This is a genomic window from Myxococcales bacterium (genome assembly GCA_016712525.1).
GTDB lineage: Bacteria > Myxococcota_A > Polyangia > Polyangiales > Polyangiaceae > JAAFHV01.
Map to the genome: position 1 here is coordinate 321,071 of JADJQX010000001.1, position 26,304 is coordinate 347,374.

The following is a 26,304-nucleotide window of genomic DNA, read 5'->3' on the forward strand; positions in this document are numbered from 1 at the left end:
CCGGTATCGTCGACTCGACAATCCGTGCTCGACTTTGCCTTCCTCCGCAGCCTCGGCCATGGCCCACGTTGGCTCCTCGCCGCGCTGGTCGGGTGGCTCGTCCTCGCCATGCGTCCTACCCTGGCGCGGTCGTGCCACATCGAGCCTCCGGAGCCAAGACTCCGCACGTACGCCTGGTCGACGGAGGTGAAGGCTCGCATCGACGGCCCGCAGCCCGCCGACCCGCCGAACGACCAACGACGGAAGGAAGCGCTGCGGAGCCGGTGGCCATGGAACGGCGCCTACGTGGAGCCGGCGTTTCGCGGGCCCTTGGTCGTGATGGCGTGGAGCAAGTCGGAGACCGACCCCACACCGGTGATCTTCGCTCGCGAGCGCCCTACCGTCGAGTCGCTCGTCGATCTCGTACGAGAGTATCCCGCGGCGTTCGGCGCCCCGAAGGGCGTGAGCCTCATGGTCGCGCCCGAGGCCACCCGCGAGGAGCGTCTCCTGTGGACCCACGAGCGCGCCGACGCCTCCCTGCCGGACCATCTCCGAAACGAGAGCTGGACGGAGCTCGAGCAGGTCTTCGCCGAAGGGGTTCGGTGCTTCGAGTGTCGAATCCGTTTCCGGAGGGAGAATGGCAAGGTCACCCAGGTCCAAAACGACCTCGCGACCAACTCCGATACCCTCGACACCGCGCCACGCACCACCCCTGGCGAAGCACGCGAGGCGTTCCAGCGCCAACACCTCCCTGGAATCGTCCTTCATCCGCAGCTCCCCACACTCCGGGTGTTCGTTCGCCAGGATCGCGTCGCGCGTCTCGCGTGGACGCTCGTTTACTACTTTCGAGATCCGATCGCGTGGAGCGTGGCGATCGCCGAGATCGACCCCACCACCCTCGAGTGGATTCGCGATCTCCGCGTGGTGGATCCGGATTTCATCCTCTGACGGAGAGGTCGACGGGCTCGGGGGGTAGTAACCTCGGGCTGGTTTCGAGGTGCCTTTCGCCTCGAAGCATGTCGCATCGCCCCTCCCCGCCCATGCCCAGGCCCCTCCTCCTCCTCCTCGTCGCGTTCGCGGCGTGCCGTTCGCCCGAGCCCACGCCGTCCCCTCCCCAAAGCGAGACCGGGAGCAGCGCCGCGGATCGCCTCTTCGCCGACAGGCTCGCCATCCACTACGGGCTCACGCGCGAGGCGCTCCGCGAGAGACTCACGATCGTGAGGCGCCCGACCCTCGACGGGAGCCCCGAAGGCCAGTGCTACCGCGTGCTGCTCCGTGTCGACTGGGTTCACGTCGCGAGAGAAGCCTGTTTCGGCTCGAGCCCCGGAGCGAAGCCAGAAAACCTCGTCCTCGCCGACGCTAGCGCGCTGCCAAACGCCCCTCGCCTCGCCGTGCGCGACCTCCCCGACGCCCTCACGCGCATGCGCCGCGCAGGCCTCGCGCAAGAGGCGAACAACGTCGAGCATCGGTACCACGCCGAGGGTGATCGCCTCGTGGTCGACGACGACCTCCGCGTCGGCGACCCGCACGACGGCACGCTCTCCCTCGTCGACGGCAAGGCCCTCTCCGCCCCGAGCTGCTTCCCCACCCCCGACTCGAGCGCCATGATCCCGCTGCCGAAGTAGCTCCGCACCGCCGGAACAAGGCGATCCCGGCTCGCTCGAGCGTGCCGTGTGTACCGCGAGCTCTGCGTCTCCCCCTGAGCGAGCAACGCTCGCGATTTGGGGGAGACCGCAGGCGCGCAGGCCGTCAGGCCGAGCACCTGCGAGTGGGGGCACCTTTGCTCGCTCTCGCTCTCGCTCGACCATTGTCCGAGCTTTCGCCGCGAAGGCGTGCATAAAATCCGCCTCGATGCCGACCCCCGAGTACGAGATCACGGGCTTCGAACGTACGTCCCTCACCTTCGACGTCGGCCCCGACGTCACGAAGACGCGCGACGTGTACCTCCGCGGCGAAGGGCCCGCCGTCATCGTCATGGCCGAGGTGCCCGGGATCACCCCCGAGGTCGCGAAGCTCGCGAGCGCGGTCGCCGACCACGGCTTCGCGGTGTACATGCCGCAGCTCTTCGGCACACCGAACCGCGGATACACCACGGGCGCCACGCTCGGCACGCTCGCTCGGGCGTGTGTGAGCCGCGAGTTCTCCTTGCTCGCGGCCGACGCCTCGAGCCCCATCGTCGACTGGCTCCGTGCCCTCGCGCGGCACGCCCACGCGGAGCGCGGTGGCCCGGGAGTCGGCGCCATCGGCATGTGCCTCACGGGGAATTTCGCGCTCGGCATGATGCTCGACACCAAGGTCATCGCGCCCGTGCTCTCGCAACCTTCGCTGCCCGTCGCGCTCGGGGCGCGCCTATCGCGCGGGCTCCACGTCTCGCCCGAGGGCATGCGCGGCGTGCACGAGCGCATCCGCGACGACGGCGCCAAGGTGCTCGGCCTGAGGTTCCACGGAGATCCCATGTGCCCGGCCGCGCGGTTCGAGCGGCTCCGCGCCGAGCTCGGCGACGCCTTCGAGGGCATCGAGATCGACCCGAAGCACGCGCGCCAAGATGCCCCGAAGCCGGCGCACAGCGTGCTCACCGTGCACCTCGTCGATCGACCGGGCGAGCCCACGCGCGAGGCGCTCGAGCGGACACTTTCGTTCCTCACGGAGCGCCTGAAGCCGAGCTGACACGCGCCGCGTAGCGGTCCTCCCACGTTGACGCACCGTGCCGTCGACGCCCAAAAACCCGGTCGTTCCGCGGCTCTACGGCGCGTCGCGCGAACGTCACGCCCGCCTTTGGCGTGAGGCGCATTTCCATAGTACGACACGCGCCGCGGGGCGGCTCTCTCGGGGCCCGCCGAGCCGCGTGGGACATGGGACGACGAACCGAACGACCGAGCACGACCTCCCCGCGCGGCCTCTGGACCGACGTGGCGGTGCGTTGGCGCCTCGGACACGCGGAGCGCTCGCCGTGACCCCGGAGGAGACCCACGACGAGGACGGCGCGTTCCGATCGAGCGGCACGAGGCTCGCGCGCGCCGAGCGAGTCTCCGAGCCTCCCGTGCGCGCGGGCTCGTTCGCCGCCATCCACGACGTCACCCTCGAGGACCTTTTGCGTCTCTACGCGCGGAAGCGCAGCACCGTGGCCCTCGTGCTCGACGGGCCCGAGCGCGGAGAGATCGTGATGGCCGCGGGCGCGATCGTCCGCGCGCGGTTCGGGGCGCTCGTGGGCAAACCCGCCGTCGTGGCGATGCTCGAGGCGCCCGAGGGCCTCCTCCGCACCACCGAGGTCTCCACCCTCGACGCCGCGCGCGACGACCTCGAGACCCCGCGCCTCGGTGGAGCCCGCCCGCTGCGAGAGAGCGGCCGCGTGCGCACGGAGGCCCGCACCCCGGAGACCACGGAGCTCCCCAGGGCCACGCGCGCGGTACCGGCCGAGGCGTTCCGGTCGGCTGCGAGCCTTCCGCCCATGCCGGTGTTCGACTCGGACTCCGACCCCACGCGCGACGTGGGGGCCGAGCTCGCGGCCCTTCGAAGCGCCCCGAAGGTGCCCGAGGTCGACGGGACCACGAGGTTCTTCATGGTCGAACGCGCGCTCGTCGAGGCGTGCGAGCGTGCGCTTCGAAAGCTCACCGACCGGCGCGCGCTGCTCGAGGGGCGGATCGCCCTCTACGTGCACGGCCAGCACGATCCCCACGGGCTCCACGTGGCCGGCGGGAGAATCGATTGCGCCATGCACGGGAACGCCATCGCCGCGCTCCGGGCTGGGCCCTCGTCCGCGGCGTTCGAGCTCCGGGTCGCGCCGCTCACCATTTTTGGCGCGACGTGCCCCACGACCAAGAACACCGTGCTCACCGTCGCGCGTGACACGTTCGCGGCCTCCGAGGCGGCGCGCGTGGGCAAGCGCTTCGCCTCACTGCTCTTCGGGGATCTCGCCGTGAAGGGCGCGCGGCCGCCGTTTCGCAGCACGCTGCCGACCGTTCCCGCGCGCTGAAGGCACGCGAGGCGCTCGCGCCCTTGATAGTCTCGTGGGTCATGGTCGAGACCATCCCGATCTTCCTCGAGGGCGAGCTCGTCGCCATCGGTCCTTTGCGGCAACGCCTCGCGTCGACCTACGAGGCCTGGGAGCGCGATCTCGAGCTCGCATCCCGCGCCATGCGCGCGCCTCACGCCGGCGTCGAAGGCCACGGGGAGCCTCGCCTCTTCCGCGAGGCTGCGCGCCCCGGGACACACGCGTTCACCATCTACGAGACCATCTACGACTCGAAGGCCCCGCGCCCGATCGGCTTCGCCATGCTCTCGAACGTCGACGAGCGCCACCGCACGGCCACCTACACGATCGTGCTCGGCGAGCGCGACACGTGGGGCACGGGCCTCGGCTCGGCGGCCACGAAGCTCGTGCTCGACTACGCGTTCGACGCGCTCGGGCTCGCGAGCGTCGAGCTCCGCGTGCGCACGACCGACGAGCAAGCCATCCGCGCCTTCGAGCGCGCCGGGTTCGGCAAGGTGGGGGTGAGGAGGAGAGCCCTCTTCGCCGGAGCCTCACCCGAGGACCTCCTCGTGATGGACGCGGTCGCCGAGGGTCGTAAAGCCCCCGCCCAAAACACCTAGTCATATCGGCGAATGCGACACCCTCATGGCGCGCGCCCCGTGCGAGGGAGAGCTGCGCGTCGTCGTCACTCCGTCCACAGCGCGCCGAGATCGAGCTCGATCGCGTCGAACGGCTCCGCCCGAACCTTGCGGTCGCCCGCGAACGTGGCGACCAGTCGATACGTGGGGCCATCGAGGCGAAGCACTTCGAGGGTCTGCAGGGCAGGGTCGACCAGCCAAACATGCCCGACGCCCTCGCGGCGGTAGAGGTCGAGCTTCTCACCGCGATCGAGACGCGCCGTGCTCGGCGAGAGGACTTCGCAGCAGAAGTCCGGCCGCAGCGTCGCGAAGGCGCCATCGAGCGAGCCCGCATCGACCCGCTCACGGCGCCAGCCGGCGAGGTCCGGAACCAGGACGTCCGCGCCCAAGTGGAGCTCGGGTTCGTGGAGAATCACCCATCCTCCGGGGCCGTTCTTGCCACGACGGAACGGGGGCCCCAGCTCTTCACCAAGGCCCGTGGCCGCACGGGCGTGGGGCAAGGCAGGGCGCGGGTGCGAGTGAAGGGTGCCTCCCACGAGCTGCCCCGTGTGGTGCGAGGGCAAGGCAAGCAGGTCTTCGTATGTGGCCAGCTTCGGCGCACCCATGGGCAAAAACGTAGCACCGGAGCTCGCGCTGAACCATCGGAGCGTTCGAGGTCAGCGGGTGAGAAGCCCGCGAGCGGACCGCGAACACGCGGAAGCTCGGGCGAGCAGCAAGGAGAATGACTCGACGACGATCCTTCCATGCATAGTACATGGGATGAACCTAGGCACAGCCGGCGGTGCTTCCGGGCACAGCCGGTGGTGCTTCCAGGCACGGCCGGTGGTGCTTCGAGTGCTACCCTTCCGAGGTCCCGTCCTCGGGTATTTCGACTGGACGGGTTCGGCGAAGGGCTCGCCGCCCACCATGCGGGCTCGTGCGTCGACGGCGCCGTCGAAGAGCTCCCTCTCGACGAATTTCGACTGGCCCTCCGCGCGAACGGCAGCCGCGAGCGCCTCGGGGAGAAAGGGGTCCGGCAACGACGGGGCGTACGCCTCCGAATTCGCGGTCGGTTACGCGAATGTCACCTGGAGACGAGCCGGGGAAGCGCCGAGGACGATCTCGAGGCTTCGCGCCTCCCCATGCCTCGGATATAGGTCGCACATGGTCTCCTCGGCAGTCCGGAATATCGTCGTCCTCTCGCTCGTCACGCTCTCCCTCTCGGTGCTCACCGCGGGATGCAAGAAGGCCAAGCCCGGCGAGGCCTGCAAGCAGAAGGGCGACGTCCAATGCGTCGACAAGAAGACCGGGGTCCTCTGCGTCGGCGGAAAGTGGGAGACCATCGCGTGCGAGGGCCCCACGGGCTGCATGACCGTCGCCGGCTCGGGCAGCTGTACCCACACGAGCTACGCGGTCGGTGAGCCCTGCCTGAACGAAGGCGAGCCGCAGTGCTCCGGCGATCGCAAGTCGATGATCAAGTGCGAAAACTCGCACTGGAAGCTCCTCAACAAATGCGGTGGCGCACTCGGCTGCGTGGCCAACGTGAACGGCGCCAAATGTGATCTGGGCGCGGCCAGCGCGGGTGACGAGTGCACGAAGGAGAACGAGGGCAACGCCTCGTGCACGCCCGACAAGAAGAACCTGCTCGTGTGCAAATCGGGGAAGATGGTGCTCGCGCAGACCTGCAAGGGCATGCACGGCTGTCGGCAAATGGGCACGAAGCTCGAGTGCATGCAGACGATCGCCGATCTCGACGACCCTTGCGAAGGCAACGAAGGCGGCCTCGCCTGCACGCCGGACAAGAAGTCGCGCCTCGTATGCAAGGCCGGCAAGATGGTGAAGGAGCGCGACTGCAAGTGCTCGGTCATGATCGACAAGGTCAACTGCAACTGACGACCTCGGGGCGCCACGGGCGGCGATGTCGTCGACCCGCGACCAAACAGCCGTAGCTTGCCGCTCATCGGCCCGCCGCCGCATCCCGCCCACCACATCGCGGTCCGTGGCGAGGGCCTACCTCGCTCGACTCAGGGCTTCTGCGCCGCCTTCTTGAGCGGAACGGTCCAGAGGTAGATGGTGTGGGCGCGGAGCTTGTAGTTCTTCGTGTCCTCGGGCACGCCTTCGCCCTTGTACGCGCTGTAGCCCTCGCCGTTCACGAACTCGGGGGCCTGGATGGTGACGACCGCGTCCGGGGTGACGCCCTTCATGTCGAAGTCGTGAGAGACGATGCGCGAGCCGGGGCGCAGCTTCTCGAGCTGCGGGATGAGCTTCACGTTCAGCTCGGGCAAGAGATAGAGCATCACGACGTTGGCGGGCTTGAGGTCGACCGAGAACACGTTCGCCCACTTGATCGACGCGCTGGTCTCGAGCCCTGCCGCCTTCACGCGCCCTCGCGCCTCGGTCACGCGCGTCGGGTCGATGTCGAAGCCCATCGCCGTAGCGCCACGCTTCGCCGCCCCCACGACGATGCGACCATCGCCACATCCGAGGTCGTACACGACGTCGCCCTTCTGCACCTTGGCGACCTCGAGCATCTTCTCGACCACGGCCTGGGGCGTCGGAACGTAGACGATGTCGACGCGCGGGTCCTTCTCCCACGCGAGCTTCGCCTCGGCCTCGAGCGGATCGCCTGCGTCGGCGGTCGCGCTGCTCGCGGCGCTGCTCGGCGCCGAAGGAGCCGCGGACGCGACCGGGGCCACCGAGGCCGTCCCGGGGGCCGGGGCCGACGAGGGCGCGGTGCGAGAGCAGGCGACGAGAGCGAGGAGGGCGAGAGTCGCAGGGCGGCGCATGGAAAAAGAACGTACCGCGAGCCACGAGCCGCCGTCACCCACGCACTTCGCGCCCCACGGAGCGTCCAGGGCGCGAGGCTGCCGCGAGCGCCTCGAATAGGAAAAGAGGCGGATCCTCGACTCGTCGTCTGTCTACGATCCGAGAGAAACGTCGATGGGGGAGAGCGCGTGGGTCGAGCGGTCCTCTCGCTCGGTGGTAGCCTGAGGTCGTGGCTGACCCTTCTCCCCCTCGTTCGTCGAAGAACCCGGCCGGCGCCATCGTCGCCGGCATCGTCATCTTCGGTGGCATCATCGCGGCCTTGGCGAGCCACTATTTGGGCCCCAAAGGCGAGCGCGTCGGCGAGCTCGACCTCGTGAAGGCCTCGTCGGTCCCTCTGGAGCTGACGACCCCGCGTACGCTCAACTTTCGCCTCGACGTGACCGTCGTCACGGGGCCGCAAGGGAGCTCGCGCTCGGCGCGCGACGCCGTCTACGAGAAGCTAGCGGCCTCGAGCATCACGGTCTCGGACACCGTCCCCAAAGGGTCCCCTGCACGGGAGACGACCTGCGCCGCGTTCGATGGCAAGTCCACCTCGGCGAGCAGCTCCACGAACGAGGTCGAGATCCACGGGATCCCCGTCGTCTGCTCCCTCGCGCTCCCGGCTGGTCACCATGACCTCACGGCCAAGGTCGCCTGGGCGAAGGACCTCCAGGTCCGCTCCGCGACGCTCGAAGTGCGGAGCGAGCCTGCCCGCGAGTGAGCGCACGGGCGCGCCCGTCGTGGTAGGTCTCTCGACGGGGAGAGAGCCGACATGCCAGCTGCGCTTCGCAACCGCCAGACCGAGCAGCGCTATGCCTTGGACCCGACGCACTCGTTCGTGATCGGGCGCTCCCAAGTCGCTCAGCTCCGCATCACCAACGGAGAGGTGGCTCCCCGGCATACCTTCATGGAGGCTCGTCCTGCGGCGAACGGCGTGTCCTGGTGGGTGTGGGACGGAGGCTCCACCAACGGCACTCGACTGAACGGCCAGCGCCTCGACTTCGAGCCGGTCGCCCTGCAGCCGGGCGACGAGATCGAGCTCCCGGGAGACGTGGTGTTCGTGTTCGACGCCGACATCGCCACACCTTCCCCCGCACGCACGCCGCCACTCCCGCTCGAGCCGCCGGCCGAGGTGCTGCGGCAGGTCGCGCTCGAGCTCCTCGAGCCGGTCGTCATCCGAGGAGACTACCGCGCGTCGCCGCTCGGCCACGAGGTCCGCGCGGCGGTTCGTCGAGCAGCGGAGGGCCCGATCGACCGCACGCTCGCCGAGGCCCTTGCAGCCGTTCAAGCCCTCGATGGGCTCGACCGTGGAGACGTGGTGGGCGCCTTTCGAAGCCTCCTTTCCGAGCTGGATCGTGAGCAACCGCCTGGCCATCGCTACGTTCGATTGACTCAGTACCTCGTGGCCGTCTCTCCGGACGAAGCCGGCACGGTCCTGTGTCGGCGTGTCTGCGAGCGGCTCGAAGCCGGTGGAGACGCAGTACCCTACGCCTCCTTGCTGGGGGCGAGCGCACACGAGCCTTCGCTCCACGAGGTGCTCCACCGCGCCGCTGCGCTCCGCGATCGAGGGCACGTCGTGGCCCGGGAGGTGCTTCGGGAGCTGGCCCGTACCGACCCGAGCCCGTGGTGGAACCTGCTGTGCGAGCACCGCTATCCGGCACCTCTCGACGCCCCGTCCGCGGCCCCCGAAGGGTGCGACACCTTGCCTGCGCGTGTGGCGCAAGCGGTTCGCGCGGGCACGAGTGATCCCGACGCCGGCCTGGTCGCCGAGGTCGTCCAGCAGCTCCGAGCGACGGCCGTGAGCGACGTGGACAAACGATCGGCGCTGCGATCCTTGCTCCAAGATCTCACCGGACAGCGGCCTCCCGCGGGTCGGAGGTTCTGACCCGGTCTCGGCGACCCGTCGGCGCCGCAGGAAGCGCCGCGAGAGTGGGCGTGCGGCAGCGCGGCACGCGGGCCCAGCTTCGGCTATTCTCGCCACGTGGCCCCCTCCCCGCCGCCCACGCGACTCTGCCCACGCTGCGGCGTAACGTACCCGGGAGACGCCGCGTTCTGCCCCGCCGACGGCACGGCCCTCACGAGCCCACGCAAAGAAGACCCGTACCTCGGCACGGTGGTCGGGAAAGACGTCGAGCTCCGCGAGGTGCTCGGCGCGGGCGCGATGGGCAAGGTGTACCGCGGGCACCAACACGGCACCGGGCGGGACGTCGCGGTCAAGATCCTCCACGACGAGCTCAGCGGGCGCTCGCAGCTCGTGCAGCGCTTCTACCGCGAGGCCAAGATCGCCGGCCGCCTGCGGCACCCTCACGTGGTCGAGGTGTACTTTACAGGAGACATCCCGAACGCGACTCCGCCCGCCTCGTACATCGTCATGGAGTTCTTGGAGGGTCGAAACCTCCAGCAAGAGCTCGTGGCGTGCGGAGGCAAGGTCCCGCTCGAGAGGGCCATCGGGCTCGTCCTCCAGATGTGCGACGCCGTCGGCGAGGGGCACCGCCAAGGGATCGTGCACCGCGATCTGAAACCCGAGAACGTGATGCTCGCGCGGCGGGAGGGGCGCTCGCGGGACTTCGTGAAGGTCCTCGATTTTGGCATCGCGCGCGCGAGCTTGCCCAACGAGTCGATGGAGACCGCGGCGGGGGCGGTGTTCGGCACGGCGAGGTACATCTCGCCGGAGGGGGCGCAGGGGCTCACCGCCACGCCCGCGAGCGACGTGTACTCCCTCGCCGTGATGCTCTATCAGCTCCTCTCGGGCAAGACCCCGTTCGACGCCGAGGGCACGGTGGGCCTGCTCTTGAAGCACGTCCACGAGCTCCCTCCTCCTCTCGCGAGCCTCCCGGGGTGCGAGGGCCTCCCCATGCCCGTGTGCAACCTCGTAATGGCGTGCCTCGACAAATCTCCCGAGAAGCGGCCCGCCGACGGCCGTTCGCTGGGCGCGGCGCTCGTGCGCGCGGCGCGAGAGGCAGGGCTCGTGATCGCCGGCGCCGATCGCTTCGACGAGCACCACGAGACGGCCGAGCCCCCGCTCGTGCGCCCCTCCGGCGCAGCGTTCGTCGCCCCCACCCTCGACGACGCGACGCCACCACCCGCAGAGCCACCCCGCCCAGCTCCTTCGCCCGAGCCCTCACTCCCCGTGAGCGCGAGCCCGAAGGTGGCTGGCAAGATCGCCATCGCGCTCGGCGCGTTCGTGGCGGGCGTCGCCATCATGGGTGGCGTCATGCACCGCATGACCCCCGAGCCCGCCGCCGCGAGCCCCGAGGACGAGCGGAAGGAGCTCATCGAGCGCACGCGCATGGCGCTGAGCGATGGCCACTACATGGCGCCGCCGGGGAACAACGTGAACGAGCTCACGGCGGCTGGGCTCAAGAAGTGGCCAAAGGACTCGGACATCCGGCGCCTTCGCTCCGAAGCGGGCCAGGAGCTCGTCACCATGGCCATGACCGAGCGCGGGTCGGGCGACGTCGTCGGGGCGCGCAACCACGCGCGCGAGGCCACCACGCTCGACCCGACGGACAACTCGGCCAAGCTCCTCGCCGCGCAGCTCGACGACGACCTCAAGGCGATCGCCGCGGGGCCCGGCGCCACGACAGGCGCCCCGAGGCTCGTCTTCGAGGCACCGCGTGTCATCAAGGCCGGGAACGCCATCGAGCTCTTCTGCCGGGTCGTGCCGGGCAGCGCGGGAGCCAAAGCGAAGATCGGCGCCGCCCGCATCTCGCTCGCGCCCACCCACGATCCGAAGGCGGAGGTGACCGTATCGATCACGAGCACCGACCCCGCGAACATACGAGCCCGCGCCACGGCCCCCAAGGCGCTCGGCACGCTCGACCTCGTCTTCGAGACCACGGTGGACGGCGTGACCGTGCGCGCCATCCGGGATCTCGACGTCATCCCCTGACGAGGCTCGAAACCTCAAACCTTTCGGCAGGTTGGCCACTGCAAGGAAGTGGGCCGCGGCGCGCACGGCGTGCCAAAGTCCTCGATCGATGAACGCCGTGGCCAACGACGCGGAGAAGATCTCCGACAAGCCCGGGGCGTGGGTCGACCTGGGCCTCACGCTGCCCATCTTCGTCATCTACCACCTGTCCGTGATCTTCCTCGACGTGAAGAACGCGACGGACATGGTGACGAGCCACCTCTTCCGCCTGGCCGACGGGAGCACGTCGTCGTACGTCGGGATCACGCTCGCCATCGGCATCGTGTTCGCGGGGGTGTTCGCGTTCCTCGGGCGGGGACATGCGTTCGAGCCCTGGAAGTTCGCGCAGATCGCCTTCGAGGGCGTGCTCTACGCGGTGCTCATGCGCCTCGCGGCCGGCGCGCTCATGCAGCGCGTCTTCGCGGGCAACATCCACGAAGAGACGCGCTTCGTCGGGTTCGTCATGTCCCTCGGCGCGGGGTTCTACGAGGAGCTCGCGTTCCGGGTGGTGCTCTACGGCGCCGGCGCCAAGCTGCTCGTCTTCATGTTCTCGAACGAGAAGGTGTCGCTCGTCGAGCCGGGCAAGGGCACCTTGAGCCTCTCCTCGGTGGGCGTGATGCTCGGGTGGGCCGTCGTGGCGTCGGCGATCTTCAGCGGCTTCCACTACGTGGGCCCCCTCGGAGACTCGTTCAAGATGGCCTCGTTCGCGTTCCGGATGTTCCTCGGCCTCGCGCTGACGCTCGTCTACGCGACGCGCGGGTTCGCGGCCGCCGTGTGGACCCACGCCGTGTACGACATCTGGGTGCTCGTCTTCCGGTGAACGTGCGCCGAAACGCGCGTACGATGAGACCGATGCGACGCCTCGCCCTCTCCCTCCCGACGGCGCTCCTCCTCGCGACCGCGTGTGGCACGTCCTCGGGACCTGCCCCCGCAGAGCCCCCGCTCGCCGACGCCGGCCCGGCCCCGGGCACGAAGGTGCAAGATACACCTATTACGCGCGCGCGCATCGGCTCGAAGGCCGAGGAGGCCGACTTCCACGTCACGAAGGGCAACGTCTCTCTCGACGGCAAGTACGAGAAGGTGCTCCTCGTGCTCGATCTCGAGTCGCCGTGTTTCCCGTTCGACAAATGGAAGGACGAGCCGCCGCCTCCAGGGCACAACTGGCCGGCCTCGTGCGACGCGTTCGATCGCAACTTCGAGACGGCCCTCTTCGACCCGAGCAAACCCGACGCCCCCGGCCTCGAGCTCGTGCGCGCCATCACGCCCTTCGGCGGCCCCCTGCACGTCGAAGAGGACGTGACCGACATATGGAACGGCCTCGACGGCCCGCGCGAGCTGCGCGTCCGCATCACCACCTACTCCGACGGAGCGGGGAAGGTGTCGGGGTCGAACGGCTCGTGGTTCGTGACGGCACGCATCGAGCGCACGTACGGGCCCGCGCCGCGCGAGGTCCTTGCCGTGACGCCGCTCGTGTACGAGAGCGTCAAGGCCGCCGCGCCCTCTCGCTCGATCCCTTTCGACGTCCCCGAAGGCTCCTCGGAGACCAAGGTGCGCTACCGCGTGACGGGGCACGGCGGGCAGATCGAACAAGGTGCAGAATGCAGGCAACCGGCCGACGAGTTCTGCAAGCGCGAGCACACGATCGGGTTCGACGGCGGGGCGAAGACCGCGCTCACGCCCTGGCGAAACGACTGCCGCACCCTCTGCACCGTGAAGCACTACAAGGGCAACGGGCTCGACCTCGACTACTGCGCCGAGAACCCCTGTGGCGCCCAAGCAAGCGTGCGCGCCTCCCGCGCCAACTGGTGCCCGGGCTCCGTGACGCCTCCCACCGAGCACCTCCTCGAGGGGAGCACGAAGGGGCGCCACACGTTCGACTTCTCCATCGCCAAGATCGCCCCCGAAGGGTCTTGGAGCGTATCGGCGACGGCGTTCTCGTACCGCTGAGACGCGCCGCATCGCCTCACCCAAAAAGCACAGCCGGCGGTGCTTCGAGGCACAGCCGGCTGTGCTTCTCGGGCGGGGCGCGAAGGACAGCTACGGACGGCGGAAGGGCCCTTGGTTCGGGCTCCACGGCTGCGGCTGGGGGAGCTGCCGACGCAGCGACTGGGACATCTCGCCACGGTACTTCGCGAGGTCTTGCCGGAGCGGGACGACGAAGTCGGCGCTGATGGTCGCCTTGCGCGCGCGGGTGGCGCGGCCGGTGTGCCATTTCGAGAGCGCGAGGCGAGCCGCCGCGTCCACGAAACGCCGGCCCGGTGCGCCGCCCCACGAGAACGTGGCCTTGATGTGCGCGATGGGGGACGTCACGAGCAAGAGCTCCTGCGGCGTGAGGTTGCCGAGCAAGACCTCGTCCTCCAAGTTCGAGCGGATGATCTTCCCCTTTCGCATCACGAGCCACAAAAGAAGGCCAAAGAACGCGATGACGAAGAGGAACCACAAGGGCAACATCAAGAGCGGGAGCATGTTCGACAGCGTGGCCGACGTGTTCCACACGCAGTGCAGGAACACCGCCCCGCAGTAGCCGGCGAAGGGCGCGAACCACTTCACCCAGCCCTTCTCGGTCTCGCGCGCGATGCCGAAGCCGATGCCCGTCATCGACGTGTAGAGCGGGTGGCCCCACGGGGCGAGCACACCACGAATGACGAACGTGGCGGCGAGCGCGCCGTCGTGGCCCATGGCGAGCTCGGCCTTCGCGGCGCGCCCATAGTAGATGATGTTCTCGATCGCGGCGAACCCGAGCGCGGCGAACGTGGCGTACACGATGCCGTCGACGATGCCGTCGAACTCACGCCGGGCGAAATAGAACACGCCGAACACCGCGAGCGCCTTGGCGAACTCTTCGACGACGGGCGCGCTGATGCACGCGCCGACCACGTCCCCGGCCTCGGGCCCCGCGATACCGGCGGCGATGCCTCCGACGACCGTGTTGATCAACGCCGAGAAGCCGCACGCCGCGATGCCACCCCACAAAAGGCACATCGTGAGCGCCCACACCGGCTCGGGGTCGTACCGGTCGACCACCCACGGGACCCACAAGTAGATGACGAGCGGCGGCAGCGCGAGCACGGCGCCCGTCCCCATCGCGTAGTACTCGAGGCCCGGGTCCTTCGAGAAGAGCGGCGGGATCAGGAACATGGCGAAGAGCAACACCCCGCCGATGAGCATGCCGAGCACGTAGAGCACGATGCCCGCGATCTTTCGCGAGCGCTCCGGGTCCGCTTTTTTCATGGGCGGCGGCTGCGGGGGCGGATAGCCCTGCTGCTGCGGCGAGTACTGCCCCTGCGGTCCATACCCTTGTTGGGGGTAGCCCGGGCGTCCCCCGGGGTGCATCGGATATCCGGCCATGATGGGTCGATCCTACGGGATCTCGAGCGCCTTCGCGTCGGCGTTCTCGGGGTCGAGTTTTTGGGCTTCGGCCTTGGCCTTCTGAGCCTCGGCCTTCTTCTTTTGGGCGAGCCGGACGCGCGCCGTCATGACCTCGACCGCGGCCATGACCTTCGGCCCGGGCTTCGTGAGGCGCGCGCTCTCGACCTCGAAATCGGCGTCGGCGACGCGCCCCTTCTCGAGCAGCCCACGCGCGTAGTCGAGGTGCACGGCCGCGTGCCCCACGTCGACGAACACCGCCGACTCGCCCGCGGTCACGAGCTCGTCCCACGCCTTCGCCTCGACGAGCTTGGCGGTGTAGACCTGCCACACACGAGGGTCGTGCTGCTCGAGCATGGCGAGCTTTCGCACGAGCGGGAGCACGTCACCTTCGCGTTTGTCGTCGATCGCGAGCTCGAGGAGCCCCTTCACGGGATCGGGGCGGCTCGCGTCGAGCCTGTGCGCGCTCTCGAGGGCGTGCCGCATGGCCGCCTTGTCTTTCTTGGCTTCGGCCACGTCCGCGAGGAGCATGCGGGTGTCGTACCCGTCGTGTCCCCCGTCGAGCAACGCACGCGCGCGCCGCTCCACCTCGGCCGGATCCTTGGCGCCCGCCTTCGCCGCGAGGTAGTTCGCGTCGGCGTTCTTCGGGTCGGCCTTGAGCGCCGCCTCGAGGGTGGCCTTGGCCTCCTTTTTGTGGGCGACGAACTGGGCGAACGCGAGCTCGGCGAGGGCCTGCGCGTCGTTCGGCTTGGCGCGGACCTTGGCCTCGGCCTCGTCGAGCGCGGGCGGGCGGTCGTCGAAGACGTACTGCTTCTGGTACCTGGACATGCGCGCCATGGCCCACGCGCGGAACTGCTTGTCGTACTCGTCCGCCGAGATCCCGAAGGCCTGCTGGATGACCTCGGGCGTGCGTTTCCCGGCGCCCCAGAGCTCGAGCGCCTTGGCCACCTTGGGCATCCCGAACGACTCGACCGTGTACACGAGCATCTGGCTCGACGCGTAGTACGCGACCGAGACGTCCGCCCCGTTCGTGGCGTGCGTGAACGCGCGGTTCATCGCGACCGCGCCGGGGAGCCTGTTCTTCTTGATGGCGAGAAAGAGCTCCGGGTCGAGCTCGCGCTGCCACTCGGGCCTCCGCGCGATGGTCTCGTACTCGGAGAGGCCCTCGGTGAACCAGCGCGGCACGTGGTTCTTCGACTGCTGGATCGCGAACACGTGACCGAGCTCGTGCCACACCACGTTGCCCCAGTTGAAGGGCTCGCTCTTCGGGCTCATCGCGGCGACCACGCGCCCGAAGCACACCCCCTGGATACCGATGTTCGGGAGGCCGCTCGTGCGAATACTGAAGGGCTGTCTCCCCTCGTAAAGCTCGAGATGCACTGGGTTTTTCGGCACGAACCCGTAGCGCGCCTTCATGCTCGCCCACGCCTCCCCGGCGAGCCGCGGCACGTACCGCTCGAGCACGGCCTTCTCTTCTTTGGGGTAGCGTATCTTGAAGCGCCCCGAGTCGGCCGACTCGTACCTCTGGGGGATGGTCTGCTCGTAGAGGTTCAGAGTGTTGAAGACGCGGACGTTGTAGTGGTCCTTCTTCCACGCCGTCTGGATCGCCGCGAGACCGCCGGCCTCGTCGCCGTTTCGCATCGCCGTGAGCCCGAGGTTCGCCCAGGCCTTCACGTCGTCGGGGTCGAGCTTCGTGGCCTCGCCCATGAGCTTCACGATGTCGTCGTACCGGTGCTCCCACTCGGCGTACTCGGCGACGATGCTGTAAAACTCGGAGTATTCGGGGTTCTTCGCGAGCACCTCGCGCTTCTTCGCCTCGAAGCCGGCCGGATCGTCGTCGAGGAAGCGCGCCGCGGCCCACAGGGACAAGAGCTCGGTGTTCTCGGGGTCGACCGCGAGCCCGGCCTTGATCGCGGCCTCGGCCGCAGAGATTTCCATGTCGCGGAGGGCGATCCCTGCGCGCACGGCGAACGCCCCCGTGTGCTTCGGGTTCACGGAGAGCGCCTCGGTCACGAGCTTCTCGGCCGCGTCGAAGTCGACGGTCTGGTCGAGCTTCACGCGGGCCATCGCCACGAGCAGGTCCGGTCGCTTCGGCGAGAGCGCGAGGGCCTCGCGGAGCACCTCTTCGGCGTGCCCCGGATCGTACTTCTCGAGGAAGAGCTCGGCGCGCGCGAGCAGCGTGTCGACGCGCTTCTTGTCGGCGCGTTCGCTCTCGTTGAAGAGGGTGTTCGCGTCCTTCGGGACACGGAGGAGGTGCGCCGCGCGGCCGGCGAGGGCCAGGCCTTCGGCGTCGGTGTTGGTGATCGCGCCCGAGTTGTAGTCGCCGATGATGGTCATCAGCACCGGCTCGGCCTCGTTCCGCTTGCCCTTGGCCAAGAGCAGCTCCCCGAGCAAGAGGCGGATTTTGCGGCCTTCGGCCCCCGGCGCGCCCTTCTGCGCCTCGAGCAAGCGAATGCCGTCGCCCCGGCGGCCCGTGGCCTCGAGCACCTTGGCGCGGACGAGGGTCGCTTTGGCCTTCGCCGCGGCGGATCCGCCGACCTGACCTGCGAGCCTCTCGGCCTCGGCGTAGTTGCCGCGCACGAACGCGAGCTCGGCGAGGCCAGCCTTCGCCATGGCTTCGTCGGCGCCCTTGATCGCCGAGAGGGATTTTTCGGCGGCGTCGTAGGTCGAAGCCTCGAGCTCGGCGAGGCCCCGCGAAAGAGGGGTGGGGGCCGCGTCGGCGTGGGCGGCTCGCGAGCCCCCGAGCGCGAGCACGAGGACCGCAGCGACGAGCACCTTTCCGGCAGAGCGCATGGGATGGAACGGTATCGCAGCCTGCCGGCACCACCCTACGAAAAGAAGGGGGACGGGCGACGGGCGGCCGGCGGAAGAGCGGGGCGCCTCGTACGGAGATCGAATCCGTCTCACGCCATGGACAGTGGCGCTGCGACACCAGTCGCATCACGAGGCAATGGATCCGTTCGGCTGTGGCCGCTCGGACGACATGGAACGGGGGCGCAGGAGGACCGCCTTCGCGGATACCCGGTGACGGTCCTCCGGCGCCGATGACGGCGACGTCGGCGCGCACGAAGCCGCCGAGTTATCGCGAATGATTTTCCAAATCTATCGCGTTTGAATTACCGGCCAGCGCCGTCGCCGACGTGCCGACCTTCGGGCCGAGCTGCGCGAACCTTCGACGCCTCCCGAGCCAAGCGGAGCCCCGGCCGCTTCGGCCCCAAGGAAGGGCCGAGACCGCACCGGAGCGCTTCGACGGAAGGACGCGCCGACCGACGTGCGAGGGTGCGCGGCGAGCACCACCCCACACATGGGCAGCGGGGCGCGCCTCAGTGCGCGTGCGCGAGGCTTCTGGAATCGAGCCGTTCGCGCGCCGACTCCACGCCCCGATCGCGATCGCCGCCGAGCGTGACGCTCGAGCGCGGGACCGACCAGAGGCAACGGACTTCTTTCGTACGCGAGGGGAACATGGCTCGAACCGGGCCGCCGTCGAGGGGCGGCCTCGTCTCCAGGGAGGAAGATGACTTCAGGACCTGACGAAGCCTGATCCACGACCGCTCGGTCGTCAAGGCTGCCATGTCGATTTTCAAACCAAATTGTTCCACCAAATCATTTCGCAAGGTTGGCATCGGCAGCCTGCACGTGGGCGTGCATGTCGACCGCGTCCTCGCCGTCGTCGTAGTAGCCGCGGCGAACCCCGATCGCCTCGAAGCCGAGGCGCTCGTAGAGCGCGATGGCCGCGACGTTGCCCTTCCGCACCTCGAGGACGACGAGACGCGCGTCCCTCTCGCGGGCGAATACGAGCAGCTCTTCGACGAGGGCGCGACCGGCCCCACGGCGCCTCGCCGAGGGCGCGACCGCGACGTCCATCAGGGTAACCTCGTCGGCCACGGCCCACGCGACGAGCACGCCGACGACCTCTCCGGTCGGCACCTTCGCCACCGTGACACGCGCGATCGGCCGCGCGAGATCGTCGTGGAGGCTCGCGACGCACGCGGCGAGATCTCCCGAGAAGAGCCGCGCGTCGTGCAATATCCGCGCGGCCGCGTCCACATCGGCGGGCGTCGCGAGCGCGACGTTCACGGGGGCGACGATCTCCGAGGGGGATCGCTCTTTTGAAGGCCATCGGCGACCCGGCCCAGCGCCCGAACGCGAGGGGCGAGCGCGACCACGTCGAGCACGAGGTGGGTCGCGCCGTCGCCCAGCACCACCGCGCCCGCGTACGGCCCCATCGCCACCACGACGCCGCCAACCGGGCGCACGAGCACTTCGTGGGGGCCGCTCACGGCGTCGACGCCGACGAAGAACGGCATGGGCTCGGCGCCGCCCGCCTCGAGCTCGGCGACGAACGCGTAGGGCTCGGACGGCCCCGGCTCGAGGCACGCCCCGAGGTGGGGCGCCCGCACGCCACGTTTCTCGGAGGCTTGACGGACGGAGAGCACGTGCGCCGACGGGATGGCGTGCGTGATCCCCTGCGCGGTGACCCACAGCACGCTCTCGAGCCCCGACTCGACGGGCACGTCGATGCGCGCCTCGAAGCCGAAGCCACGCCGGCTCTCGACGCGGAGCGAGCCCCCGAGGCGCTCGACCGACGAGAGCGCGATGTCGAGCCCGATGCCACGGCCCGCGAGCACGTCGGCGTTGTCCTTCGTGGAGAAGCCAGGGAGAAAGAGCAGCGCGAGCAAGGTGTCGTCGTCGGCGACCTCGGCGAGCTGCGGGCTGATGGCACGCGAGGCGAGGGCCCGCTCGCGGAGAGCTGCGACGTCGACGCCGGCGCCGTCGTCGCCTACGGCCACCGTGAGCCGGCTCGCCGCACGCCGCGCGGAGAGGGTGACCGTGGCGACGGCGGGCTTCCCGAGCGCTTCGCGGGCCTCGGCGGGCTCGATGCCGTGGGCGATCGCATTGCGTGCAAGATGCAAACATGGATCGAGCAGGCGCTCGACGAGCTTGCGGTCGACCATCTCGTCGGCGCCTTGCTGCACGACCTGCACGTCGCGCCCCGCGCGACGTGCCTCGGAGGTGATCACCGCCGCGACCTTGGCGAAGAGGTCGCGTACGGGCGTCTGGCGCATGGACAAGAGCTCTTTTCGCGCAGCCTGCGTCAGGTCTCGAAGGTCCACGTCGGCCTCTCGCCCGTCTGCACCACGCCGCTCGAGATCGTCGGCGGCTCGCGCGAGCCCGACGGCCACCCTCTCGATGCGACGGAGCGCGGCCGCAGGAGCCCCCCAAGGGCGAGGCGGACCGATCAGCCGAAGGGCGTCGGCGAGATCGCCGCGAAGACGGCGCAGCTCCCGGGCCTGGCGCGCGTCGGCCGTGGCCCTCGCGCCGATGCCGTCACGCACGGCTCCGACCACGGAGAACCCGTCGAGGAGCGTGTCGACCGAGCTCCGATCGATGCGGATGGTGTCGGCGTCGCGGTCGTCTTCGGCGGGGCGCGTGGTGCCTCGGGGGCGTGGCTCGGGCCGCGTGCCCCGTGACTTGAGCACGTCGAGCGTACCGCGCGGATCGTCGAGCAGCGCCGAGAGCGTGGCCCGGTGGCGCCCGACCTCGGCGAGCCCCTCCTCGAGCGATCGCTCCCCGCCGATGGCCTGCTTCATGCGGCCTTCGAGGCCGTGGCAGAACCACGTCGTGACCTCGTCTCCGACGGCGCTCGCAGCCCCTTCATGGTGTGGAGGTGGCGGTAGATGCTCTCGGCCGCGGCCGCCGTGTCGTCGTCGCGGAGCGAGAGATCGAGCTGCTCGAGCCGCTCTTTCATGCTGAGCATGTACTCTGCACGAATATCGCTCGGCACCTCTCCGGGCTCGAGATCCATGGGGGGCACGGGCCAGGGGGACTCGAGCGCCGCTTTGCCTTCGCGGAGCCTCGAGGTGGCCCGACGGACGAGGGACGCGGCCTCGGCCCGTGCCGAAGCGTCTCCCCGCGCATGACGCCGCTCGAGCCTCTGGAGCGCCCCCGCGAGCTCGGCCTCTCCGGCGAGACCGGCAGCCCCTTTCATGGCGTGGATCGCGCGCCGGGTCTCTTCGGGCGTAGGGGTGCCCTCGAGCGAGAGCGCGTGACGCTCGAGCTCGATGACCAAGAGCCGCAGGAGCTCCGGGTCGCTCGTCGTCACGCCTCTTCCCCGCCCTCTTCGTCGCCGACCCACTTGGCGAGCGGCTCGAGCACGGGCCGGAGGACGCCCATCAAGATACTCTTCGGCACCTTCTCGCCGAGCGCTCCGAGGGCCGTGACGAACGCGCGCCCATGTTCGACCGCGTCGGCGAGGGCCTTCGCTGTCTCGGGATCCGAGCCCGTCGCGCGCTTCATTCGGTCTCCGAGCTCACCGAGCGCGCGCTCCGTGTCGGACGACGAGGCCCCGACGCGCCCCGCCTCTTGGGCGACCTCGGCCGCGGCCTCACGGGCACGATCGAGGCTCGACGTGACCTGCGCGAGCTCGGTCGAGACCTCGGTGAGCGCGGCCGAGAGCTCACGGGCGCTCTCGGCGCCGCGCGCGGCCGAGAGCCGCACCTCCTCGGAGACGAGCTGGAGAGACTGCCCGACCTGCTCGCCGAGCCGCGCCCCTTCGAGCCCGGTGTTGAGCGCCACGAGAGAGAGCTTCTCGAACGAGTCGACCACGCGCGAGAAGCTCGTGCCGAGGTCTTGTGCGCGCGCCGACACGGCCCGTGCACGGTCTCCGATCGAGTCGAGCGCGCCGCGTTGTTTGGCGATGTTCGAGGCGATGCGTTGTGCGGCCTCGCCCGACTCGCGCGTGCTCGCCTGGGCGCGCGCGTGCACGGACCAGAGGGCCCCCGCATCGGCGGCCGTGCTCGACGCTCGGTCGGTTTTTCCAGGCCTCAGGAGGCCGAACAGTCGGCGTTTCGGTTTCTCGGCCATGATCGCCCTCGTTTCGTTTCGGGCGTGAGGATAACTCGCGCCGGGCACAGGCTCACACGAAAGCGTACGTCACGCGCGGACGCGCCCCGCCCACGGCCTCGCGTGGAGCTCCGACACGAGGCCCGGTAGGTCGAGGTCGGGCACGGTGTCGCCGTCGAACCGGACGCTGCCCACGTCACCGTCGAAATGGCCCACGGAGACGACCTCGATCCCCGCCACCCCCACGCGCTCCCCGGCGTGCAAACACACGACGAGCACACGCGCGTGCGACTCGCGCATGCCCGGGAGCGCCGAGGTGGGCCGAGGCTCGCCGAACGGCGCCAACACCGGCAGCACGGCCCCGTCGACCTGAGCGACCCCGAGCATCGGAGGCCTCGCGCCGGCCACAGGCGACACACGCGGCATGCGCACGACCGAGAGCACCCCTTCGGTGGGCAGGAACGCCTGCACGACCCGCGAGGCCTCGGGAGGGGTGCGAACCACGATGCCTGACCTTCGCCTCATCGCGCTTGGGACCGTACCCGACGCGAGGCGGCGAACCAAGGCACGACGGCGCGCCGCCGGAAGATGACAAAAACCGCATGAGTATCGAGCAGTTACACCCACGACGCCCGCTTCGAGCGAGGACGCTCCCGGCCCACGCCTGCCCGCAAAATCCGCTAAGCTCGGCGCCCATGAGCCCTGCCTCGCCGCACACGCGGCTCCGCGCCACACGCGTCGCGATCGGCACGAACGCCCCTTGGGAGCCCATCGTCGGGTACTCGCGCGCGGTCCGTGTAGGCCCCTTCGTGGCCATCACGGGCACGACCGCGCTCGACGCCGACGGCAAGCTCGTGGGCGAAGGGGACCCAGCGCTCCAGGCGCGCACGTGCCTCACCAACGTGCTCACGGCTCTCGAGCGGGTCGGCGCGACCCGGGCCGACGTCGTCCGCACGCGCATCTACGTGACCGACATCGCGGCGTGGGAGGCCATCGGCCGGGAGCATGGAGCCGTCTTCGGCGACGTACGCCCCGCGACGACCATGGTCGAGGTGAGCGCCCTCATCGACCCCCGCATGCTCGTCGAGATCGAGGCCGACGCGATCTGCGCGGAGGCGCCATGAGCACCTCGAAGCTCCCCGCGCGCGAGGCGATCCTCGTCGAAGGCGGCACCGTGGTCACGTGCGACTCGGACGACACCGTCATCGAAGGCGACGTCCTCATCGACGACGGCCGCATCGTCGCCGTGGGCAAAAAGGCCCGCGAAGCACGGAAAAAGGGCTCGCTCGTGCGTGTCCTCGACGCCTCGGGTTGCGCCGTGCTGCCGGGCTTCGTCCAGGCCCACGTCCACTTGTGCCAGGTGCTCTTCCGCGGCATGGCCGACGATCTCCCCCTCCTCGACTGGCTCCGTGAGCGCATCTGGCCGTTCGAGGCCGCGCACGACCCGGCGTCCCTCGGGGCCAGCGCCGAGCTCGGTCTGCTCGAGATGTCTCTCGGTGGCACGACCACCATCCTCGACATGGGCACCGTGCACCACCACGACGCCGTGTTCGACGCCGCCGAGCGCAGCGGCATCCGCGTGATCTCCGGCAAGGCCATGATGGACGACGGCGTGGGCGTGCCGAAGGGCCTCCGCGAGACCACGCGCGCGAGCCTCCGCGAGAGCGACGCCCTCCTCGCGCGATGGCACGGGAAGGGAGAAGGTCGCCTCAGGTACGCGTACGCGCCTCGCTTCATTCTCTCCTGCACGGAGGCCCTCTTCCGCGGCGTCGTCGAGCGGTCCGCCGAGAACGGGGCCCTCATGCACTCCCACGCGGCCGAGCACCCCGGCGAGCGCGCGGCCGTACGAAAGCTCCTCGGGAAAGACGACGTCGACGTGCTCGCCTCCTATGGTTTCTCCGGTGAGCGCGCGGTGTTGGCGCACGGCGTTCAGCTCACGATGGCCCAGGCGAAGCGCGCCGCGAAGGACGGCACCCGCTACGTGCACTGCCCGAGCGCGAACCTGAAGCTCGGCTCCGGCATCGCGAAGGTCCACGACCTGCTCGAGACGGGCGTGGTGCTCGGGCTCGGGGCCGACGGAGCTCCGTGCAACAACAACCTCGACGCGCTCGCCGAGCTCCGCCACGCGGCGCTCCTCGCCAAGGTCACCTCGGGCACGACGTCGCTCCCGGCGCGCCGCGCCCTCGCCCTCGCGACGCGCGGAGGGGCGAAGGCGCTCGGGATGGGCCACGAGATCGGCGCGCTCGTGCCCGGCATGCGGGCCGATCTCCAGGTCGTCCGCATCGACGGCCCCCACGTCGAGCCGGGTGGAGACGTGTTCTCGCGGGTCGTCTACGCGGCGACCGCGCGCGACGTCACCCACGTCGTCTGCGACGGGCGCCTCGTCGTACGCCAGGGCGAGAGCACCGTGTTCGATCGCGAGGCCGTGCTCGCCACCGCGCGGGTGCAGGCCAAAAAAGCACGCGCCCGCTCGGGTGTGTAGCCTCGCGTAGGCCTCGTTCCGGCGCGCGGCGGGCACGCCACCCGCGCCGGATTCACGAGCTATTCTGCGAGCTTACGCGACTCGGTCTCTTCGATCTGGGTGAGCACCATCGCGAGCGCGTCCTTCGCGCGGTCGAGAGAGGCACGGTCGGCCTCCCACTTCGCGGTCGCGGTGCGCGTGCGGGTGCGCTCCCTCTCGAGGTCGGCTTCGGCCGAGTTGAGCTTCTGCTTCGTGTCCTCGAGCGAGGACTGCGACGCACCGTAGAGTCCCTCGAGGGCCTTGATGCGGTTCTGCGCCGACTCGAGCTCGGCCTTCGTGCCCTCGAGCTCCTTGTCGCGCTCCGCGAGCTTCCCCGTGAGCGACTCGATCGTGGCGCGAGCCGAGGTGTGCTCGGCCTTCTCGTCGTCGAGCGACTTCTTCGTGGACTGCAGGTCCGCCTCGAGCGACCCGATGGTCGACTCGCGCGCCGCCACGGTGCTCTCGAGCCCCGAGATCTTGCCATCACGCTCGACGAGCTTCGCCTCGAGGTCGGCGATGCGCGTGTCGCGCTCGGAGACCTTGCCCTCGAGCTCGGCGATCGTCTTCTCGCGCTCCGACACCTTGCCCTCGAGCTCGGCGATCGTCTTCTCGCGCTCCGACACCTTGCCCTCGAGCTCGGCGCGTGTGGCCGCGTGGGCCGATTTTTCGGCCGAAAGCTCGCTGTTGGCCTTCTCGGCGGCGGCGGCCGTTTGCTCGGCGTGCGCCTTCTCGACGGCGGCGAGCTTCTCGGCCTGGGCCTTCTCGAAGGCCTCTCCGGTCTCGATGAGCTCGGCCGCGTGTTTCTCTTCGGCGGCCTTTGTCGCGGCCTCGTGTTCGGCGCGGAGGTTCGCGACGTCGGCTTCGTGGGCGGCCTTCTGCTCGGCGAGGGCCTTCGCGCGCTCGTCGTCCTTCTCTTTGGTGCGGCTCGCGACGGCCTCTTCGCCGAGGCGGATCTTCTCGGCGACCTCGTCGGCGCGGCGCTTTCGGCGTCGGCGAGCGCTTCGGCGCCCTGACGCTCGAGCTCGGCCGTCTTGGCGGCGTGGTCGGCGCGGGCCTTGGCGAGCGCCTCCTCGTGAGCCTTCTTCGCGGCCTCGGTCGCCTCCTCGTGGGCCTTCTTCGCGGCCTCGGCGGCCTCCCCCTTGGCGACGAGGGCGGCGTCGCGCTCGGCGATCGTGGCCGTCTTCGCGGCGATCGTCGCTTCGGCGGCGGCGACCGCGCCTTCGAGCCTCGTGCGCGTCGCGTCCCCGTCGGCCTTGGCCTTGTCGAGGTCGGCCGAGAGCGCGTCGATTTTGTCGCGCAGATCGGCGGCGTCGCGCTCACCCGCGATGATTTTGTCTTCGAGGTCGGCGCTCTGCCGTTCGAGCGAGAGCGCGCGATCCTTGCCCTCGACGATCTCGCGATCTTTCTTGGAGAGCTGCTCCTTGAGAGACAGGATCTCCTTGTCCTTTTTGTTGAGGGCCTCGCGAAGGTCGAGGAACTCACGGCTCGTGGCGCTGCCCGTAGGCTTCGCGGCCGGCGGCGGCGCAGAGAGCTTCTTCTTGAGCTCTTCGTTCTCGGCCTGGAGCCTCGACACCTCGGCCGCCAACCCGTCGTTCGCGCCACCCGCGGGAGGCATCGTGGCGGGAGTCGCCACCTTCGGCAGCTCCTTGGCGGGCGTCGGCGTGGCCTCGGGCGGGAGCTCCGCGGCCGCGGGTCGCGCCGTGACCGGAGGCACGGTGATCGGCTTCGGCATGTGCACCGGCGCCGGCGGCACGGAGGGAGCCTCGGGCTTGGCCGTGGTGGGCTCGGGCTGCTCCAGCGCGTCGAGCAGGGCGTCGGTCTCGTCGGCGGCGGGGGCGGGGATGCTGCTGAGCGAGTCGACCGCGATCTCGTCGTCGTCGATCTCGACGAGCACGCTCGCCGGAGGGGCCTCGGTCGCGTCCCCGAAGTTGACGAAAGGCCGAATCTTTTCGAGGAGATCCGCGAACGATACGGGTTTGTGCACGTACTCTTCGGCGCGCGTGCGGAGCTTCTTGTGCTGCTCGAAGGTCTCCTCGCTCGACTCGCTCGAGAGGATGACGAGCGGCACCTCGCGGAGCACCGGATCCTTCTTGAGCTTGTTGCAGACCGAGAAGCCGTTCATGCGCGGCAGCTCGATCGCCAAGAGCACGAGGTCGGGGCGATCCTCGGCGGCCTGCGCGAGCCCGGTGTTGCCGTCCTCCACGATCCGTACGTGGCAGCCGAGGGCTTCGAGACCCGACCGAACTTCACCGGCGAAGGCGGGGTCGCCCTCGAACACGAGCACGTTGAGCGGCATGGGACAGCTACGATACGG

Annotated in this window: 23 protein-coding genes; 13 read left to right on the forward strand and 10 right to left on the reverse strand. The window is 69.7% G+C overall.

Annotated features, from left to right (window positions below; genetic code table 11):
* Positions 1-24 precede the first annotated feature (24 nt).
* From IPK71_01345 to IPK71_01365, 5 genes are all read left to right on the forward strand, one after another.
* Complete coding sequence (locus tag IPK71_01345; protein MBK8212368.1) at positions 25-927, forward strand: hypothetical protein; 903 nt, start codon at positions 25-27, stop codon at positions 925-927.
* Positions 928-1,019: 92 nt separating this feature from the next.
* The gene (locus IPK71_01350; protein MBK8212369.1) at positions 1,020-1,604 is read left to right on the forward strand and encodes a hypothetical protein; all 585 of its coding nucleotides are present in this window, start codon (positions 1,020-1,022) and stop codon (positions 1,602-1,604) included.
* Positions 1,605-1,830: 226 nt separating this feature from the next.
* Entirely contained in the window at positions 1,831-2,646 is an 816-nt protein-coding gene (locus IPK71_01355) for a dienelactone hydrolase family protein (protein ID MBK8212370.1), read from the forward strand.
* Between the two features lie 283 nt (positions 2,647-2,929).
* On the forward strand, positions 2,930-3,952 hold the full coding sequence (locus tag IPK71_01360; GenBank protein MBK8212371.1) for a DUF4388 domain-containing protein: 1,023 nt from the start codon (positions 2,930-2,932) through the stop codon (positions 3,950-3,952).
* A gap of 41 nt (positions 3,953-3,993) precedes the next feature.
* Entirely contained in the window at positions 3,994-4,569 is a 576-nt protein-coding gene (locus IPK71_01365; protein MBK8212372.1) for a GNAT family N-acetyltransferase, read from the forward strand.
* A 65-nt stretch (positions 4,570-4,634) separates the two neighbouring features.
* Here IPK71_01365 and IPK71_01370 read toward each other — a convergent pair whose 3' ends face one another.
* The gene (locus IPK71_01370) at positions 4,635-5,192 is read right to left on the reverse strand and encodes a Uma2 family endonuclease (protein ID MBK8212373.1); all 558 of its coding nucleotides are present in this window, start codon (positions 5,190-5,192) and stop codon (positions 4,635-4,637) included.
* 538 nt (positions 5,193-5,730) lie between these two features.
* On the opposite strand from IPK71_01370, the gene IPK71_01375 reads away from it, so the two are divergent.
* Positions 5,731-6,459, forward strand: a complete 729-nt coding sequence (locus IPK71_01375; GenBank protein ID MBK8212374.1) for a hypothetical protein — start codon at positions 5,731-5,733, stop codon at positions 6,457-6,459.
* Between the two features lie 131 nt (positions 6,460-6,590).
* On the opposite strand, the gene IPK71_01380 is transcribed toward IPK71_01375, so the two are convergent.
* A complete protein-coding gene (locus tag IPK71_01380) occupies positions 6,591-7,352 on the reverse strand; it encodes a methyltransferase domain-containing protein (protein MBK8212375.1) in 762 nt (253 codons plus the stop codon).
* A 209-nt stretch (positions 7,353-7,561) separates the two neighbouring features.
* Between IPK71_01380 and IPK71_01385 the strand changes: the two genes are divergently transcribed.
* The 5 genes from IPK71_01385 (at position 7,562) to IPK71_01405 (ending at position 13,228) form a co-directional block, all read left to right on the forward strand.
* Positions 7,562-8,092: a hypothetical protein gene (locus IPK71_01385; GenBank protein ID MBK8212376.1), complete on the forward strand. Its 531-nt coding sequence runs from the start codon at positions 7,562-7,564 to the stop codon at positions 8,090-8,092.
* 51 nt (positions 8,093-8,143) lie between these two features.
* Positions 8,144-9,256, forward strand: a complete 1,113-nt coding sequence (locus tag IPK71_01390; GenBank protein MBK8212377.1) for an FHA domain-containing protein — start codon at positions 8,144-8,146, stop codon at positions 9,254-9,256.
* Between the two features lie 96 nt (positions 9,257-9,352).
* Entirely contained in the window at positions 9,353-11,263 is a 1,911-nt protein-coding gene (locus IPK71_01395) for a serine/threonine protein kinase (protein ID MBK8212378.1), read from the forward strand.
* Positions 11,264-11,351: 88 nt separating this feature from the next.
* Positions 11,352-12,101, forward strand: a complete 750-nt coding sequence (locus tag IPK71_01400; protein MBK8212379.1) for a CPBP family intramembrane metalloprotease — start codon at positions 11,352-11,354, stop codon at positions 12,099-12,101.
* Positions 12,102-12,133: 32 nt separating this feature from the next.
* Positions 12,134-13,228, forward strand: coding sequence for a hypothetical protein (locus tag IPK71_01405; GenBank protein MBK8212380.1), 1,095 nt, complete (start codon positions 12,134-12,136; stop codon positions 13,226-13,228).
* A gap of 90 nt (positions 13,229-13,318) precedes the next feature.
* Here IPK71_01405 and IPK71_01410 read toward each other — a convergent pair whose 3' ends face one another.
* The 7 genes from IPK71_01410 to IPK71_01440 all read right to left on the reverse strand — a co-directional run bounded on the left by IPK71_01410 (position 13,319) and on the right by IPK71_01440 (position 21,994).
* Entirely contained in the window at positions 13,319-14,512 is a 1,194-nt protein-coding gene (locus IPK71_01410) for a PrsW family intramembrane metalloprotease (protein ID MBK8212381.1), read from the reverse strand.
* A 129-nt stretch (positions 14,513-14,641) separates the two neighbouring features.
* Positions 14,642-17,440, reverse strand: coding sequence for a hypothetical protein (locus IPK71_01415; protein ID MBK8212382.1), 2,799 nt, complete (start codon positions 17,438-17,440; stop codon positions 14,642-14,644).
* Between the two features lie 810 nt (positions 17,441-18,250).
* On the reverse strand, positions 18,251-18,724 hold the full coding sequence (gene rimI / locus IPK71_01420) for a ribosomal protein S18-alanine N-acetyltransferase (GenBank protein ID MBK8212383.1): 474 nt from the start codon (positions 18,722-18,724) through the stop codon (positions 18,251-18,253).
* Positions 18,721-20,238 (reverse strand): hypothetical protein, encoded by a 1,518-nt coding sequence (locus tag IPK71_01425; protein MBK8212384.1) that lies wholly within the window; start codon positions 20,236-20,238, stop codon positions 18,721-18,723. Before IPK71_01425 ends, rimI begins: the two co-directional genes overlap by 4 nt.
* Positions 20,235-20,750, reverse strand: coding sequence for an Hpt domain-containing protein (locus IPK71_01430; GenBank protein MBK8212385.1), 516 nt, complete (start codon positions 20,748-20,750; stop codon positions 20,235-20,237). The genes IPK71_01425 and IPK71_01430 overlap by 4 nt, the downstream gene beginning before the upstream one ends.
* Positions 20,747-21,511 carry a hypothetical protein gene (locus IPK71_01435; protein MBK8212386.1) on the reverse strand — a complete coding sequence of 255 codons (765 nt, stop codon included), beginning with the start codon at positions 21,509-21,511 and terminating at the stop codon, positions 20,747-20,749. Before IPK71_01435 ends, IPK71_01430 begins: the two co-directional genes overlap by 4 nt.
* A gap of 69 nt (positions 21,512-21,580) precedes the next feature.
* Positions 21,581-21,994, reverse strand: a complete 414-nt coding sequence (locus IPK71_01440; GenBank protein MBK8212387.1) for a chemotaxis protein CheW — start codon at positions 21,992-21,994, stop codon at positions 21,581-21,583.
* Positions 21,995-22,185: 191 nt separating this feature from the next.
* On the opposite strand from IPK71_01440, the gene IPK71_01445 reads away from it, so the two are divergent.
* Positions 22,186-22,614: a RidA family protein gene (locus IPK71_01445; GenBank protein MBK8212388.1), complete on the forward strand. Its 429-nt coding sequence runs from the start codon at positions 22,186-22,188 to the stop codon at positions 22,612-22,614.
* On the forward strand, positions 22,611-23,972 hold the full coding sequence (locus tag IPK71_01450; protein MBK8212389.1) for an amidohydrolase family protein: 1,362 nt from the start codon (positions 22,611-22,613) through the stop codon (positions 23,970-23,972). Before IPK71_01445 ends, IPK71_01450 begins: the two co-directional genes overlap by 4 nt.
* Positions 23,973-24,024: 52 nt before the next feature.
* Here the strand turns inward: IPK71_01450 and IPK71_01455 are convergent, their stop codons facing one another.
* Positions 24,025-26,286 (reverse strand): response regulator, encoded by a 2,262-nt coding sequence (locus IPK71_01455; GenBank protein MBK8212390.1) that lies wholly within the window; start codon positions 26,284-26,286, stop codon positions 24,025-24,027.
* Between the last annotated feature and the right edge of the window lie 18 nt (positions 26,287-26,304).